The 16,022-nt window shown below is 59.5% G+C and carries 15 protein-coding genes and 1 pseudogene; 14 read left to right on the forward strand and 2 right to left on the reverse strand.

Annotation, left to right across the window (positions count from 1 at the left end):
- Nucleotides 1-13: 13 nt before the first annotated feature.
- From fabG to ACQCVD_RS14775, 9 genes are all read left to right on the forward strand, one after another.
- A complete protein-coding gene (fabG, locus tag ACQCVD_RS14735; RefSeq protein ID WP_426824537.1) occupies nt 14-751 on the forward strand; it encodes a 3-oxoacyl-ACP reductase FabG in 738 nt (245 codons plus the stop codon).
- Entirely contained in the window at nt 748-2,220 is a 1,473-nt protein-coding gene (locus tag ACQCVD_RS14740) for a CoA-transferase (RefSeq protein ID WP_426824538.1), read from the forward strand. Before fabG ends, ACQCVD_RS14740 begins: the two co-directional genes overlap by 4 nt.
- Nucleotides 2,221-2,240: 20 nt before the next feature.
- Complete coding sequence (locus tag ACQCVD_RS14745; protein WP_426824539.1) at nt 2,241-3,425, forward strand: thiolase family protein; 1,185 nt, start codon at nt 2,241-2,243, stop codon at nt 3,423-3,425.
- A 39-nt stretch (nt 3,426-3,464) separates the two neighbouring features.
- Nucleotides 3,465-4,826 carry an MFS transporter gene (locus tag ACQCVD_RS14750; protein WP_426824540.1) on the forward strand — a complete coding sequence of 454 codons (1,362 nt, stop codon included), beginning with the start codon at nt 3,465-3,467 and terminating at the stop codon, nt 4,824-4,826.
- Between the two features lie 19 nt (nt 4,827-4,845).
- Nucleotides 4,846-5,982, forward strand: coding sequence for a glycerate kinase (locus tag ACQCVD_RS14755; RefSeq protein ID WP_426824541.1), 1,137 nt, complete (start codon nt 4,846-4,848; stop codon nt 5,980-5,982).
- 22 nt (nt 5,983-6,004) lie between these two features.
- Nucleotides 6,005-7,585 carry a class I adenylate-forming enzyme family protein gene (locus ACQCVD_RS14760; RefSeq protein ID WP_426824542.1) on the forward strand — a complete coding sequence of 527 codons (1,581 nt, stop codon included), beginning with the start codon at nt 6,005-6,007 and terminating at the stop codon, nt 7,583-7,585.
- A gap of 166 nt (nt 7,586-7,751) precedes the next feature.
- On the forward strand, nt 7,752-8,141 hold the full coding sequence (locus ACQCVD_RS14765; RefSeq protein WP_426824543.1) for an ArsR/SmtB family transcription factor: 390 nt from the start codon (nt 7,752-7,754) through the stop codon (nt 8,139-8,141).
- A complete protein-coding gene (locus ACQCVD_RS14770) occupies nt 8,131-9,015 on the forward strand; it encodes a permease (RefSeq protein WP_426824544.1) in 885 nt (294 codons plus the stop codon). Before ACQCVD_RS14765 ends, ACQCVD_RS14770 begins: the two co-directional genes overlap by 11 nt.
- 30 nt (nt 9,016-9,045) lie before the next feature.
- Nucleotides 9,046-9,174: a hypothetical protein gene (locus ACQCVD_RS14775; protein WP_426824545.1), complete on the forward strand. Its 129-nt coding sequence runs from the start codon at nt 9,046-9,048 to the stop codon at nt 9,172-9,174.
- A gap of 126 nt (nt 9,175-9,300) precedes the next feature.
- On the opposite strand, the gene ACQCVD_RS14780 is transcribed toward ACQCVD_RS14775, so the two are convergent.
- Nucleotides 9,301-9,720, reverse strand: a complete 420-nt coding sequence (locus ACQCVD_RS14780) for a low molecular weight phosphatase family protein (RefSeq protein ID WP_426824546.1) — start codon at nt 9,718-9,720, stop codon at nt 9,301-9,303.
- Nucleotides 9,717-10,835 (reverse strand): ACR3 family arsenite efflux transporter, encoded by a 1,119-nt coding sequence (arsB, locus tag ACQCVD_RS14785; protein ID WP_426824547.1) that lies wholly within the window; start codon nt 10,833-10,835, stop codon nt 9,717-9,719. The genes ACQCVD_RS14780 and arsB overlap by 4 nt, the downstream gene beginning before the upstream one ends.
- A gap of 81 nt (nt 10,836-10,916) precedes the next feature.
- Between arsB and ACQCVD_RS14790 the strand changes: the two genes are divergently transcribed.
- The 5 genes and pseudogenes from ACQCVD_RS14790 to ACQCVD_RS14810 all read left to right on the forward strand — a co-directional run.
- Nucleotides 10,917-11,264, forward strand: coding sequence for a metalloregulator ArsR/SmtB family transcription factor (locus ACQCVD_RS14790; RefSeq protein WP_426824548.1), 348 nt, complete (start codon nt 10,917-10,919; stop codon nt 11,262-11,264).
- Between the two features lie 33 nt (nt 11,265-11,297).
- Nucleotides 11,298-12,294: pseudogene (locus ACQCVD_RS14795) on the forward strand (FAD-dependent oxidoreductase).
- Nucleotides 12,295-12,697: 403 nt separating this feature from the next.
- Nucleotides 12,698-14,161: a Mu transposase C-terminal domain-containing protein gene (locus ACQCVD_RS14800; RefSeq protein WP_426824549.1), complete on the forward strand. Its 1,464-nt coding sequence runs from the start codon at nt 12,698-12,700 to the stop codon at nt 14,159-14,161.
- A 160-nt stretch (nt 14,162-14,321) separates the two neighbouring features.
- Nucleotides 14,322-14,972 (forward strand): AAA family ATPase, encoded by a 651-nt coding sequence (locus ACQCVD_RS14805; protein ID WP_426824551.1) that lies wholly within the window; start codon nt 14,322-14,324, stop codon nt 14,970-14,972.
- Between the two features lie 506 nt (nt 14,973-15,478).
- Nucleotides 15,479-16,022: transposase (locus ACQCVD_RS14810; RefSeq protein WP_426824550.1), on the forward strand; the 544-nt coding region annotated here is incomplete at its 3' end.

The raw sequence follows: 16,022 nt of genomic DNA on the forward strand, positions 1-16,022 counted from the left end.
CCTAGGAGTTCAGATGAACTACACCCCCTTTGAAGGTAAGAATGCCATCGTCACTGGCGCTTCCCGAGGCATCGGCCGAGGCATCGCCCTCAAACTGGCTGAGCGTGGCGCTCGCGTGGTTGTTGCGGATGTCAACCTTGAGGCAGCGCAGGAAACCGCAGAGCTATGCGGCAATAACTCCTTCGCCCTCTCCCTTAACGTTGCAGAAGCAGATGCAGTCCGCACCACGGTTGCTAACCTCGTCGACGAGCTCGGCAAGATCGATGTCCTGGTCAACAACGCAGGCATCAACCGTGACGCCATGCTGCACAAAATGTCCGATGATCAGTGGGATTCCGTGCTCGCTGTTGATCTCTCCGGCGTCTTCTACATGTGTCGTGAAGTCGGGACCCATATGCGCACCAAAGAATACGGCCGCATTGTCAACGTTGCCTCAGCATCCTGGATGGGAAACATCGGTCAGACCAACTACGCCGCGGCTAAAGGAGGTGTCGTGTCCCTGACTCGCTCAATCTCGAAAGAACTGGCGTTCAAGAATGTCACGGCCAATGCCATCTGCCCCGGCTTCATCCTCACCGAAATGACCAAGTCCATCCCCGAGAAGATTTTCAACGATCAGCTCGATAAGATCCCGCTCGGCCGTGCTGGCGAACCCGAAGACGTTGCCAACCTGGTGGCATTCCTCGCCTCCGATGATGCCGCCTATCTCACCGGCGAAGTCATCAACATCGGTGGAGGTTACAAGCTGTGACAAAAATAATCGAAACCACCGACGTGCCATCCTTAATCAAAAACGGTGACACCGTCGTCACCGACGGGATGACACTCATGGGTGTGGCAGACGAGGCCCTCAAAGTCATCGAGGACTCTTTCCTTTCCATCAACGAACCTCGCGACTTGACCTGGGTTCATGCAGCCGGTCAATCGAACCGAGTTGAGGGTCTTGCCCGTGTGGCACACAAGGGCCTGCTCAAGCGCATTGTGGGTTCCCACTGGGGACTAAATCCCCCCATGGGCGAACTTCTTGGCAATAACGAAGCAGAAGGCGTTTGCCTCCCGCAGGGACAGCTATCCACATTGTTCCGCACCATAGCTGCGGGCCGTCCGGGACAGATCTCCACGGTGGGTATCGGCACCTACATTGATCCTCGGAACGGAGCCGGCCGCATCAATCAACTGGCTGAAGACAACGTTGGAACCAATGAATACGTCGACCTTATTGAACTTGAGGGTCAAGAGTATCTCCTCTACAAGAGCTTTCCACTCGACGTCGCCATCATTCGCGGAGACGTGATCGATTCCAACGGAAATCTCAGTCACCGTGAGGAAGTCTCTGGCCTTGATGCGCTGGCTATTGCGCAGGCCACCCACAACTCAGGCGGCATCGTCATCGCCCAGGTCAAAGAGATTGTTGAACCCGGTGACATCAACGCCCGCGACGTGGTCGTTCCCGCGCCACTGGTGGATTATGCCTTCGTCACTACTGATGTCGCAGCCCACCACCGCCAGTCTCATAGCTTCCCGAAGTTCGACGCGACCTTAATCTCCGGTCATATGGCGCAGGAGAAACTCGAAGAGGCCTTCAATGTTCAGGAAACTCCAGCACACCGACTATCTGTAGGTGCTAGGGGTGTCACGTTGGTCAAAAGCGGCGACGTCATCAACGTCGGCACGGGAATCCCCGCCGATACGGTTGGCAAGGCTCTTGCACAGGCGGGAATCCTCTCCGCCGTCCACCTCACTGTTGAATCAGGCACATACAGCGGGCTGCCGTTAGGAGTTGTTGATTTCGGCTGCTCCATCCACCCAGAGGCCATCATCGGCCATCCACAGCAAATGGACTTCTACAACGGCGGTGGAGTGGACATCACCTTCATGGGTGCTGGCCAGGTCGATGGTTCCGGCGATGTCAACGTCTCCCACCTCGGCGGCAAGGCTATCGGCTGCGGGGGATTCATGGACATTGTCGACGGTGCTAAAACGGTCTGCTTCCTGATGTCTGCAGGTGGCAAGTACAACAAGTACGTCGATGAGGTTTCCCAAGTCAGTTTTTCTGGAAGGCACACGCTGAAAAAGGGCAGCCGGGTTTATCTGGCCACTGAGTATTACCTCCTCCAGTTCACCGACGACGGCTGGACGCTCATCGAAGCCGATGATTCTCCCGAAACCGATGACGCACTGGCTCGTATCCCTTTCAAGATCAACCACACAGTCAAATAATTTCTAAGGAGAACTAGAAAATGTCTGAAGATAAAGTTGTATTCCTCGGTGGCGCGCGCACCGCAGTGGGCACCTACGGTGGAACCCTCTCACAGGTACCGACCCACCAGCTCGGTGCCCACGCCATGAAGGCAGCCCTTGAAAACGTCGACGTTTCGGCAGAAACAGTCGACGAAGTAGTCATCGGCTGTGTGGGACAGGTCGGCGAGGAAGCATTCCTTGCCCGGCGTATCGCCCTCGGTGCTGGCGCTCGCGACGATTCTACTGCCATGACCGTCAATCGTCTCTGCGGTTCCGGTTTGCAAGCGGTCCAGTCAGCCGCCCTAGAGCTTCGGACAGGCGATGCTCGATACGCCGTAGCTGGTGGCGCAGAGAATATGTCTCTCCAACCTTTCCTCGACTACGGAGCCCGTGACGGTTGGCGCCTTGGTGATCGCACCGTCATCGATGGCACCAAATCCCTGATCACCGATCCCTTCGGCCAGTACCCCATGGGCAACACCGCTGAGGCGGTAGCCACCGAGTTTGGTATCTCCCGAGAAGAACAGGACATCTTTGCCGCAGAGTCGCAGAGACGAGCTACTAAAGCCCAGGAAGATGGACTTTTCGACGCTGAGATCGCCCCTATCGAGATATCACGGAAACGAGAAAATATAACTTTTGCCAAGGATGAACACATCAGGCCGGGCACGAGCGCAGAAAAGCTCTCCAAGCTTCGTCCCGCCTTCGTCAAGGACGGTACTGTCACCGCTGGTAATTCCTCCGGTATCAACGATGCCGCAGCAGCTTTGGTTCTGTCCCTCGAGTCGACGGCACAGGCCGATGGCCTCCAACCCATCGGCGAGTTGGTCGCGTTCGCCAAGGCTGGCATTCGCCCGGAGATCATGGGGTACGCCCCTAAGCTCGCTACCGAGCGAGTCCTGGAAAAGTCTGGGCTGACCCTTGAACAGATCGATTGGATCGAGCTCAATGAGGCTTTCGCAGCCCAGGCGGTCGCCGTAGTCCGTGATCTGGGAATGGATCCGGAAAAGGTCAATCCACTGGGTGGTGCGATTGCCCTCGGGCACCCAGTCGGAGCAACAGGCTCGATCCTGACGCTTCGCACTCTTATCAACTTGAAGCGCACCGGTGGTGAGTACGGGTTAGTCACCATGTGCATCGGTGGCGGCCAAGCCGTCGCTGCCATCATCCGCGTCGCCCAGTAGTTCTTATTCCTTTCTCCGGTATAAAACAAGGACCCCATTATGACCGACTTCTCTCGCACTACTGCGGTTACCCGCAGCGCTGATGATCCACGCCTCCCAGGGATTGTCAGCCGCAACTACCGCAAACTGATGCCAGTACTAGTTTTTGCCTACATCATCGCCTTCATTGACCGCACAAACATTGGCATGGTGAAACAGGATCTGGAAATCCATATCGGCATTTCAGCGGCTGCGTTCGGCCTGGGTGCCGGTCTGTTCTTCATCGCTTACGCCTTCCTCGAGATCCCCTCGAACCTCATCATGCACAAGGTCGGCGCCAGATTCTGGATCGCCCGCATCATGCTGACCTGGGGGATTCTCGCCATGGCCATGGCTTTCGTGTGGAACGAAGCCTCCTTCTACGTTCTGCGTATCTTATTGGGAGCCGCTGAAGCAGGGTTGTACCCCGGTGTAATCTTGTACATCACGTACTGGTTCCCGAAGAAGGAACGAGCCAAGGCAATCGGTCTCTTTCTTTTGGGTGTTTCGCTGGGAAACATCATCGGAGCACCGCTAGCAGGCTTATTGCTCGGCATGGATGGATTCCTCGGGTTGCACGGCTACCAATGGATGTTCCTCATCGAAGGTCTACCCGCTGTCCTTCTCTGCTTCTGGGTGTGGTTCCGCCTCCCCAATGGCCCTCAAGATGCCAAGTGGATGACCCAAGAAGAAAAGAATCTGCTCACTGATGTTCTCACAGCTGAGGACACCGGTGAAAAGACCAGCCATACCGGCATTCGCGCGCTGGGCCCGGTGATCAAGGACATCCAGCTCTGGCTAGTGGTCCTGATTTACTTTGCCCACCAGATCGCTGTGTACTCACTGTCATATTTCCTGCCCTCCATGATTCAGAGCTACGACGAAACCATGGACCCTTTGACCGTTGGATTAATTACAGCGCTGCCCTGGATATCGGCAGCCGTTGGTTCGGTGCTGCTTCCACGCTTTGCAACTAACACCACCCGCGCGCGTTCGCTGGTATCCGGTGGCTTGATACTCATCGCAGGTGGTCTGTTCATTGCTCTACGCTCTGGGTTCCTGGTAGCCATCATCGGATTCTGTATCTCGGCATTCATGCTCTTTGTGATCCAGTCCGTTTTGTTTACCTTCCCCTCAAACCGTATGTCCGGCGCAGCAGCCGCATCGGGTATCGCCTTCATCAACACTTTCGGTCTCTTGGGCGGATTTATCGGCCCAACTGTGATGGGCAGCCTGGAACAGTCCACCGGCAACCAGTTTGCAGGCCTGTGGTTCATCATCATCCTGGTTCTGGTTGGTGCCGTGCTCGCATGGCTCCTGAAATACCGCACTACCGAGAAAACACAGGTTCCTGACTCGACCGCTGCCCCGGTAGCCAGTTAGAAGTGATGGACTCCCCGCCATGAAATTTATCGTCGCACCGGATTCCTTCAAAGAATCACTCTCCGCAGTCCAGGCATCCAACGCCATAGCCAAAGGAATCAGAAAGGTATTCCCAGACCCCGATATCCGGCTTATCCCGATCGCCGATGGCGGTGAGGGCACCTGCGAGGTTATTACCCATGCATTAGGCGGGGAGATTCACCACACCCAGGTAGCCGGGCCCCTGGGCGAACAAACTAGAGCCAAATTCGGATACGTCTTTGACAACCAAACTGCCATAGTTGAAGTGGCCGAAGCTATCGGAATCCACTTAGTGGCAGAAGATGCACGAAATATCTGGAGTGCCAATTCATTTGGCGTAGGACAACTACTCCAAAAGGTCTTGGATCTCGGAGCAACGCGAGTCATCCTGGGACTCGGCGGATCAGTCACCAATGATGGCGGTGTCGGAATGCTCAATGCACTGGGAGTTCAAGCGCTCGACTTCTCAGGCTCTCCCCTGCCCGCTACACCGCGCGGGCTTGAACAGTGTGTATCCGTGGACTTCTCCGCATTGGATCCTCGATGGGATGACGTCCACATCATCATTGCAAGTGACGTCGTCTCCCCGGCAACGGGACCAAACGGTGCCACTCATATATTCGGACAGCAAAAAGGTGCCCGCACCACGGACCTGCCCGCCCTAGACAACGTGATCAGCAAATGGGTGAAAGCTCTAGAAAATGCTTCTTCCCGTGAAATCAACGACTACCCCGGGGCAGGGGCCGCCGGCGCAATCGCGACGGGATTACTCGCATTCTTCAATGTTTCTATCACACCTGGTGCAGATCTAATTCTCGATCTCGTTAACTACTCCGATCATTGTGATAAAGACTGCATCGTTTTCACTGGTGAAGGAAAAATCGATAATCAAACCGCTTTTGGCAAAGGTCCCGCGCGGGTAGCCCAGCTATCGAAGGAACTGGGCGCCCAGGTATTTGCCTTCGGCGGACTGATAGACAAGACCGCCGACGATCTCATCCCCACCTATTTTGACGCGGTCATCCCCATCACCCGCAACATCGGAGACCTCCAGAACGCGCTCGCCACCGCAGAAGAAAACCTCTCCGAGGCAAGCATCATGCTTTGTCATATTCTCAATGCAAACAACCGGTAAAGGAAAGAGACGGAGGGAAGCCATGATTACTGGCAAAAACTTGTGGCCGAACGCTGTGTTGGCCCTCGATCATCGTGGCATCCGCTTCGATTCCGAGCGCGGTGCATACACTGGCGCCCCCAGCAGCCTTTTTGAAGCCCTTGAAACCAGCGCACTTCGATTCCCAGATAAACCCGCGGTGGTTCTCGAGACCGGAGACGTTTACACGTTTTCGCAGCTGAAGTCTATGTCCGTTGATGTAGCTAGCCGACTTACCCAATATAGAGTCACCAAGGGATCAAAGATCGGCTTACTGCTGGACAATTCTATAGAGTTGTTCATCGCCCTGTACGCGGTTAGCCGGCTAGGAGCTGTGGCAGTCATGCTGCCCGGAAAACTAAAAGTTCCGGCTCTTATGGAGCTGGTTGAGCGCGCGCAACCTGATTTGATCATTGCTGAACCCGAACGACTCGACCTGCTAGAAGAATGCGGCTACCCCACTGACACCATGCCTGGAATTATGGCGGCTGAGCCAATGGTGGGACACCTTCCAATGGTTGAGGCCGGTGGTGACGAGCTCGCCCTGATGATGTTCACCTCTGGCACATCGAACACACCCAAGACCGTTGCCATCTCTAATGACAACATCATCCAGGCGGCGATGTCCTATGAGAAGGTGTTCAACCTTGATAAGAACGACCGGCTAATCTTTGGTGTCCCGCTCTACCACGTGACCGGGGTGATAGCGATCATTGCACAAATCACCCTCACAGGATGCACGCTCTATCTGCAGCGTCGCTTTCATCCAGAGCGTTTTCTGAAATGGGCTCGTGAGGTGCAAGCCACCTATATCCATGCCTCCCCTACGGTGTTCGAGTTAATGCTGCGTTCCTGGCCAGATAACTTTGAGATTCCCTCCATCCGAATCCTGGCCTGCGGTGCTGCCAGCATGCCTTCATCACGAATTCTCCGCTTGAAAAATAGACTCCCTGATGCTGAGTTCAGAACCATCTACGGACTGACAGAAACCACTTCCCCCGCCAGTATCTTTCCGGTCGATGCTGGAGATTCTGAACACATTGGCGCATCAGGTTGGGCGATTCCCGGGGTTGATCTACGAATCGTGGCTGAAGGTGGATTCGAAGTCGACAATGGCGAGATCGGAGAGATTGAGGTCCGAGGATCGACCGTGTGTCTGGGCTACATCGACGCACACGGAAGGATCGAAAAATTCGAGTGGCTTCCTACTGGCGACCTCGGTTTTGTGGATGACCACGGCTTCCTCTACGTGGTAGATCGGAAAAAAGACCAGATCAACCGCGGTGGCGAGAAAATTTACCCCCACGTAGTTGAGGAAGCTCTCAGCAACATTGACAGCGTTGTAGACACCTGTGTTGTGGGCATCGAAGACGAACTCTACGGCGAAATCCCCGCCGCATTATACGTTGCCAACCATGAGATATCCCCAAGTTATCTCACTGCGGAACTGAAAAAGAACCTGGCTAGCTATTCGGTCCCCAGCATCATGCTTCAGGTAGATGAAATCCCTAGAACCGTGGGGCTGAAGACTGATCGAAAAGCCGTGAAAAGAATTCTGAGGGAACTTGTCGTCGACAAGGTTTAATTTGTACTTCTCCATGCCAAAGAGCTCAGGTCTGGGCAGTCGTCTCAAAGATTTAGATGTTTCAGTTCCTTGGAAGTGAGACACCCCGAAAAGGTCGGAAGGGCCCCCTTTCCCAACATTCAAACCATTGCTTGTCATACAAGTAGGCGCTTGTTAGTGTCGAGGTGTGCCTACAGAGATTTCCTTATCCATCCCCGCGTCGGATCTCAGTCCCGCCGAGCGGGCACGGTTACTCGTGCCCACCCTGGCTGCGTTGTCGGATGAAAACCGGTTGACGATCCTGCTCACCCTGGCCGAGAAGTCAATGACCAACCGCCAGCTCCACGAAGCCACCGGGATGAGTCAGGCACTGGTCAGTCATCACCTGGCCGCCTTGCGCAAGGCCGGGCTGGTGGACTCGGAGCCGGTGGGCCGGGCCACGTTGAATTCCGTGTGCTGTGCCCAGCTGGCTGATCCGGTGCGCTGGCTAGCACACCTGGCAACGTTGACCCCGGAAGGACAACGGGCCTGCTGCACAGACACCCCGCTGGGCAGCGAGGTCACCGATGCTGGCTGATGCCCTCGGCACGTTCGCTGTCCTCCTGGGCGAACTGCTCCTGCTGTTTCTGGTGATCTCCTATGCGGTCGCGTTGATCAACCGGCGTTTCGGCCCAGAGCAGTTGCAGAACTGGATGGCCGGTGGGGTGGTTCCCGGCCAGGTCAAGGGCCTGGCGCTGGGGGCGATCACCCCGTTTTGTTCCTGCTCGACGATCCCGATGTTTGTCAGCATGCTCAAAGCCGGGGTGGCTTTTCGCACCACCGTGACCTACCTGATCGCCTCGCCGCTGCTCAACCCGGTCATCCTCGGCGGGATCTGGCTGATCTTTACCTGGCAGATCGCGCTCAGCTACGCGGTGATCATGGCGCTGCTGGCGCTGGCAGCACCCTGGGCCTGGACCGCCCTGGGCATGGAAGACCAGCTGCGCAAGGTCAAGGTCAAGGGCGGGCGCGGCCTGGACGGGACCCCGTGGCGCGGGATCAAACAAGAAACCCCGGCAGCGATCCGCCAGGCCTGGGAGGATCTACGCCCCATGCTCATTCCGATGATCATCGGCGTGGCCATCGGCGCATTCATCTACGGGGTCGTGCCCGAAGACGGCCTGGGCTTTATGGCCGGCGAAAACGTCTGGTGGCTGATTCCGGTGGCCGCGGTGATCGGCATCCCGCTGTATGTCCGACTCGAGACGATGCTGCCGGTCGCCCTGGCCTTATCGGGTGCCGGGGTGGCCATCGGCCCGATCTTCGCGATGATGATCGGCGGGGCCGGGGCCTCACCGCCGGAGGTCTCGATGCTGGCGGCGGTGTTCAAGCCGAAACTGTTGGCCACCTTCGTGATCACGATTCTGCTGGCGGCCATGCTGGCCGGCTACGCGATGACGATCATCCTCTAAACCACCCACCTCTACTGAAAGGACACCCTCATGGGACTCAAGGACCTGTTTACCAAGAAGAACACGAACTCCGACTGCTGCAGCGTCGAGATCGTCGCCGACGACGACACCGACACCACCAGTGACCAGGAGGAGCAGCACCAGCACGCCACGTCCTAACCCGACACACACCCCGGTCTCTACCAGCGTGACCGGCTCCTGGCCGAGGGCACGAACAGCCGGCACCGACACCAACGACCCCGCGCGATTCCCGCGCGGGGTCGTTGGTGGTGTCAGGTGGGGTGGTCAGTGCTCCAGCAGCTCGGCGAGGAGCCTGCGCACCCGGGCATCGATGTCATCGCGGACCAGACGCATACGCTCCAGACCCTCGATGCCACGCTGGGACGGCTCGTCAGTCACCCACCGCTCGCACGTCCCGCGGGCGTCGTCGGGTAGCTCCAGCTGGGCATCACCTCCCAGGATGATCACGCGATCGACCTCGCGCAACAGCTGTGGATCCACGCCCTTGGGGTGGCCTGCGGACATGTCGGCACCGGCCTCGGCGATGACCTCGACGGACTGGGCGTTGAGCTTGCTGCCGGGTGTCGTGCCGGCGGAGTGGATCTTGATCCGGTCGCCGGCGTGCTGAGCGGCCAAGGCTGCGGCCATCTGGGATTTCCCACCGTTGCCGACGCAGACGAACAGGACTGATGGTTGGGTGCTCATGAGGTGATGTTCTCCTTCTCGGATACAGCAGTCTGCGAGGATGGTGTCGAGGATGCGGGCAGGGTCGGATCCTGGGGGAAGAGTTTCGGTCCCAGCCACAGCATGACGTAGACCAGGCCGACGAGCACCGGGATCTCGATCAGCGGTCCGATCGTACCGGCCAGCGCCTGTGCGGAGGTCGCACCGAAGGTACCGATGGCCACGGCGATGGCCAGCTCGAAGTTGTTGCCCGCGGCTGTAAACGACACCGACGCGGACTGGGCGTAATTCATGCCCGACGCCTTCGAGGTGGCCAGGGAGATGGCGAACATGCCGACGAAGTAGGCCAGCAGCGGCACAGCCAGGCGGGCCACGGTCCACGGTTGGGAGGTGATCTGCTCGCCCTGCAGGGAAAACAGCAGCACGATGGTATAGAGCAGGCCGATCAGTGCCAGCGGGGAGATCTTCGGCAGGTAGGTGTTTTCGTACCAGGCACGGCCCTTGGTTTTTTCGCCGATGATCCGGGAGGCCACGCCGGCGGCCAGCGGGATGCCGAGGAAGACGAGCACGGAGGTGACAATGGACCAGAAGGAAAACTCGGCGGACGTGGTCGCCAGGCCCAGCCAGGAGGGCAGGACCTGGAGGTAGAACCAGCCGAGTACGCCGAACATGATGACCTGGAAGACCGAGTTGATGGCCACCAGCACGGCCGTGGCCTCCCGGTCACCGCACGACAGGTCACTCCAGACGAGCACCATGGCAATGCACCGGGCCAGGCCGACGATGATCAACCCGGTGCGCAGTTCCGGCTGGTCCGGCAGGAAGATCCAGGCCAGGGCGAACATGAAGGCAGGCCCGACCAGCCAGTTGAGGACGATGGACACCGTCATCAGGCGTTTATCGGCGGCGATCTCGCCGGCCTTGTCGTAGCGGACCTTCGCCAGCGGCGGGTACATCATCACCAGCAGCCCCAGCGCGATCGGCAGGGAAATCTCACCGACCTCCAGGGCACCGAGTGCGTCACCGATACCGGGGACCACCCGGCCGATGACCAGGCCAGCGGCCATGGCCAGGAGGATCCAGACCGGCAGGAAGCGATCCAAAAAGGACATGCGCGGGCGGTGGGCGGCAGTCATACGGCCCCTTTCACAGTATTGACAATCATCAATACGAAAAGTAGACCTGATATAGATGCCTGTCAATATAGGATGGTTGTTATGACACTCCCGCAGATCCTTCCGCTCACCGATCTTGCCGCCTGTTGCTCGCTGGGTGCTGGCCCCCTGACTGATACGGAGGCCGAGCGTTATGCCACGTTGTTCAAGGTGCTGGCTGACCCCGCCCGCCTGCGCCTGCTGTCGAGGTTGGCGGCCGAGGGCTGTGGCCCGGTCAGCGTCGGCGAGCTGACAGAGAGGTCGGGGTTGAGCCAGCCGACTGTGTCGCACCACCTGAAGCGGTTGACCGAGGCAGGCCTGCTGGACAAGGTGCGAGTGGGCCGGACGGTGACCCACCAGGTCCGCCCGGAACTGTTCGCGGAGCTGCGCACCGTGCTGCAGATGGACTGACCCACCACCGACGAGCAGGAGACGATCACACACGTGACCAGCAAACACTTCGCGGCGATCATTATCGGCGGTGGCCAGGCGGGCCTGGTCACCGCCTACTACCTGCTGCGAGCAGGCGTGAACACCCTGGTCCTCGACGATCAGGACGGCCCCGGTGGGGCGTGGCGGCAGGTGTGGCCGTCGATGACGTTGTTTTCCACCGCGGAGTTTTCCAACCTGCCGGGCAAGCCCATGCCAGCCTACGAGGGGTTCCCACCGTCGGACCATGTCATCGACTACCTTGCCGACTATGAGCAGCGCTACCGGATCCCCGTCGAGCGCCCCGTGCGCGTGGACCGCGTCGAGCGGGAGGATGGAGGCTACCGCCTCCACGCCGGTGATCGGTCGTGGACGGCTCCCCATGTCGTCGCCGCCACCGGCACCTGGTCTACTCCCTTCGTCCCGGCCTACCCGGGATTGTTTACCGGCACGCAGTGGCATTCGGCGAACTATCCCGGGGTGGGCCCCTTCCGGGGGTCGTCCGTGGCGGTGGTGAGGGCGGCGAACTCCGCCGCGCAGATCGCCGCCGAACTCACCGGTCTTGCCGAAGTCATCTGGTACACCCGGCATCCACCACGGTGGATGCCCGATGAGGTCGACGGGCGGGTGCTGTTTCGCCGGAACCGGCAACGCGCCCTGGCCGTCCAGCGCGGCGAGACCGATCCGGGGGCCGACTCGGAGCTCGGCGACATTGTCGTGCTGCCTGAGGTGCGCGCTGCCCGCGACGCCGGATGGTTGGCGGCCACGCCGATGTTTAGTTCCCTCGACCAGGTCACCACCGGATCATCTGATCTGGTGCACCGGGTTCCGGCCGTCCCTCAGACCGGTGCGCCGGCCCCTGGACGGCACGACCCCGAAATACCCGGGCCTGCACCTGGTCGGTTACGGCGACTGGACCGGCCCCGGAGCCGCCACGCTCACCGGGGTAGGCCCCTACGCCAAGCAGACCGCCCGGACCATCGCGGACTCATTCGGCACAACCGTCAAGTAATCCCCGCCTGGCCGGCGACCCCGAGGGACACTCTGTCGTCAGCACAACGAGAGGGGTGGAGTTTCGATCGCTGCAGGAAAACACCGGCACCTCATCCTCCGGGGGCCGAAGAGTGTTCCACATCTTCCTGCCCGGCGGAGTTTGAATGTGATCTGATCCGGGAGCGGACCCACGCCGGTCTGGAGGCTGCCTGGGCTCGTGGCCGCACGGGAGGCCGGCCACCACTGCTCAGCGGGGACAAGCTACGCACCGCGCGGGAAAATCCACGAGCAGTGGGACATGACCGCGAGCAGATCAGTACAGTTCTAGGTGTGAGGCACACCACTGTATATCGCGCTTTGCGCCGTGACACCGGAACCACCCCGCCCAGGCGCCGGCGGGCCTCCACGCCAGCGGAGTAGTCATGACCGGAGGCAGCAGGTCCACGCAACCTGATGGTGCCTCCGCACGTGAGAACACCACCGTCGCCCGGTGGACGGTGCTGCGCCAACACGTTGAAGACGAGATTCCTCTGACACAGCTGGCCGTCCAGGAGGGCATCGGCGTACGCACCCTGCAGCGCTGGCTTGCGGCGTACCGGAAAGGTGGGATCGCAGGCCTGTCCCCCGCCACGCCAGCGCCCCGAGGACGACGGACACATCCCGAACTACGGGCACTCATTGAGGGGTTAGCACTGGTCACCCCACGTCTGTCGGCAGCAGCGATCACCCGCAGGGCCACCGCAATCGCTGCCGGACACGGCTGGCTCCCCGTCTCCTACAGCACGGTCCGCTCGATCATGGCTGATCTGGACCAGGGGATGCTCACTCTCGCCCACCAGGGTCCGGTCGCCTACCGGGACAACTTCGAATTGGTCTGGCGACACCGGGCTAAACGCGCCAACGCCACCTGGCAGGCCGATCACACCCAGCTCGACATCCTCATCCAGAATACGAATGGTCAACCCGCCCGCCCCTGGCTGACGGTGATCTTGGATGACTACTCCCGCGCGGTCTGCGGCTACATGGTCTTTCTCGGCGCCCCCTCCGCCATGAACACCGCCCTGGCGTTGCGCCACGGAATCTGGCCCAAAAACGACACCGAGTGGCCGATGTGCGGGATCCCAGACGTGCTCTATGTCGACCATGGCACGGACTTCACCAGCCATCGTCTCGCCCAGACAGCCAAAGACCTGCACTTCGAGATCATCTACTCCACCGTCGCCAGACCGCAGGGACGCGGCAAGATCGAACGGATCTTTCGCACCATCACCACCGAACTCCTGGCCGAACTGCCCGGCTACCTGGCCGAAGGCCACCGCCATCCCGCACCAGTACTGACTCTCCCGGAGCTTGATACCGTCATCGCGGCATTTATCGGCACCACCTACCACCAGCGCATCCACCCCGAGATCAACACCACCCCCCACCAGGCCTGGATCGGCAACGGCTGGCTACCGCGTCTGCCGGACACGGTCGATGACCTCAACCTGCTGCTGCTCACTGTGGCGACACCACGGGTGGTCCACCGCGACGGTGTGCACTTCCAGGGACTGCGCTATGTCTCCCCGTTGCTGGCGGCGTACGTCAAAGAACCCGTGGTCATCCGCTATGACCCGAGGGATATCTCCGAGATCAAGGTCTTCCACCACGACCAGTACATCTGCACAGCCGTCGACCCCGATCACGCCTCCGCCACAGTCAGCCTCAAAGACATCCAGACAGCCCGAGCCACACGACGACGCCAACTCCGCGCCCAGATCAATGAACGCATCGCCGTGGTCGCCGACCACAGCCCCCAGCTCAGGCCCACGAGCCCGCAATCGCCGGCGACCGGTGAACCGACCAGGAAAAAGCGCAAGCTGCGCACCTATCTGGAGGAGGACTGATGGCCCCGCAACGTTTCATCGCCACCAAGCAACACCGCCGGTTCGTTGAATTCGCCGACGCGGTGCGCCGGCAACGCACCATCGGTATCTGCTACGGACAGGCCGGGACCGGGAAACACTCTCCGCCAGGCACTATGCCCACTGGTCTGTCGCCGAGCCCCTGCTCACGGAATGGGGGCTCAGAGAAGACTCGGACTATCAGGTCTATGCCGCCCTGGCCCACAAACGAACAGTCTTTTACACCCCGCACGTTGCCACCACGCCGAAGCGGATACGAGAAGACCTCGCCCAGGTCAGTGACCGTGCCGCCATCTGCATCGAGCAGCACCTGATCAAAAGTGGCGAGGTGAAAAAACCGACCTCACGCCTGAACAAATACATCGACATGATCATCATCGATGAGTCTGAGCGCCTCAACGCCACGGCCCTGGAGATGATGCGCGATCGCTATGACCGCACCAACATCGCATTGATGCTGATCGGGATGCCCGGCATCGAGCGGAAGTTCAGTCGGTTTCCCCAGCTCTACAGTCGTGTTGGTTTCGCCCATGAATACCGTCCCCTGGCCGAGGAGGAACTGGTGTTTGTCCTAAGGCGCTGGTGGCGCAAACTCGGCCAGGAACTCAACACCGAAGACTTCACCGACACCCAGGCCGTCGCCGCGATCGCGCGGGTCACCCGAGGCAACTTCCGCCTGGTCGACCGGCTGTTCACCCAGATGGAGCGGGTCATGAAGATCAATGAGCTGACCACCATCACCGACGACGTCGTCGAAGCAGCCCGCTCCACCCTGGTCATCGGGATCACCTAGAACCGCCATCCGAAGCTGCGCAAAAGCCGCCACACGAAGCTGCGAGTCACACAGGTCAAAAAATCGAAAAATGTCACGTAACGCGTTATATTACCTACGTTCCGTGAACGGTATAAAATTTTATTAATGTGACAGAGTTTCCCGGGACCCACTGTGTTACACCACGCCCACCCTTGTCAGGGTTCGCTTAGCGAACGGTGGGACGCTGTGGAACCCAATGTTCCGGAACGGTGCGCGCGGATAGTGAACACGGCTTCTGAATTTTCACACTTGGTGAGCAGGAGTGCTGACATCACTATGTTCAGTACCGGTCTGCACTGGCCGTCATTTTCAGAGGGCGACCGCACTCCTCCGGGTCTCGATGGTGAAGGGGACTTCTGAACCTGACAGCTGCGTCGCGAATCAGGCACTCTGCCCGCGCGGTAGAGGAAATCAACGAAGTTCACATGAGAGTGTCAGATGGATTGTGTGTGAACGGCTAACCCCGAACCGAAAGGTAAGCCATCATGACAAGCGTGGCACCAAAACATCACAACGACGCTGACCGCATCAAGACGATCTCCGAGAAGTTCCTGGAAAACGACGAACTCACCGGCCTGATCGACGAGCTCGCCGGCTCGACCAACAATGCCGATGACCTGGTCAAGGGACTGCTCCAAGCCAGTCTCAACCGTGGATTGTCCGCCGAACTCGACGCCCATCTCGGCTACGCCAAAGGCGACCGCGAAGCCCGGCAGGAGACCGCATCGACGAACTCGCGAAACGGGACCTACCCAAAAACGGTGGACACCACCTACGGACCGATCGACCTCGACGTCCCCCGCGACCGGGCCGGTTCCTTTATCCCGAAGATGGTACCGAAAGGCTCTCGCCGGCTCGGTGGCTTAGATGAGCAGATCATCAGTTTGTATGCCGGTGGGATGACCATCCGCGATATTCAGCACCACCTGGCCACCACGCTGGGTACGGACCTGTCGCACGAGACGATCAGCACCATCACCGACGCCGTCCTGGACGAGGTGATGATCTGGCAAAAACGCCAGCTGGACT

The organism is Corynebacterium halotolerans (genome assembly GCF_050107895.1).
GTDB lineage: Bacteria > Actinomycetota > Actinomycetes > Mycobacteriales > Mycobacteriaceae > Corynebacterium > Corynebacterium halotolerans_B.

Bases quoted from the DNA above. Each gene is read 5' to 3' on its own strand.
- fabG (WP_426824537.1), top strand. From the start codon at position 14: ATGAACTACACCCCCTTTGAAGGTAAGAATGCCATCGTCACTGGCGCT.
- ACQCVD_RS14755 (WP_426824541.1), top strand. From the start codon at position 4,846: ATGAAATTTATCGTCGCACCGGATTCCTTCAAAGAATCACTCTCCGCA.
- arsB (WP_426824547.1), bottom strand. From the start codon at position 10,835: ATGACTGCCGCCCACCGCCCGCGCATGTCCTTTTTGGATCGCTTCCTG.
- ACQCVD_RS14760 (WP_426824542.1), top strand. From the start codon at position 6,005: ATGATTACTGGCAAAAACTTGTGGCCGAACGCTGTGTTGGCCCTCGAT.
- ACQCVD_RS14770 (WP_426824544.1), top strand. From the start codon at position 8,131: ATGCTGGCTGATGCCCTCGGCACGTTCGCTGTCCTCCTGGGCGAACTG.
- ACQCVD_RS14745 (WP_426824539.1), top strand. From the start codon at position 2,241: ATGTCTGAAGATAAAGTTGTATTCCTCGGTGGCGCGCGCACCGCAGTG.
- ACQCVD_RS14775 (WP_426824545.1), top strand. From the start codon at position 9,046: ATGGGACTCAAGGACCTGTTTACCAAGAAGAACACGAACTCCGACTGC.
- ACQCVD_RS14790 (WP_426824548.1), top strand. From the start codon at position 10,917: ATGACACTCCCGCAGATCCTTCCGCTCACCGATCTTGCCGCCTGTTGC.
- ACQCVD_RS14780 (WP_426824546.1), bottom strand. From the start codon at position 9,720: ATGAGCACCCAACCATCAGTCCTGTTCGTCTGCGTCGGCAACGGTGGG.
- ACQCVD_RS14800 (WP_426824549.1), top strand. From the start codon at position 12,698: ATGACCGGAGGCAGCAGGTCCACGCAACCTGATGGTGCCTCCGCACGT.
- ACQCVD_RS14750 (WP_426824540.1), top strand. From the start codon at position 3,465: ATGACCGACTTCTCTCGCACTACTGCGGTTACCCGCAGCGCTGATGAT.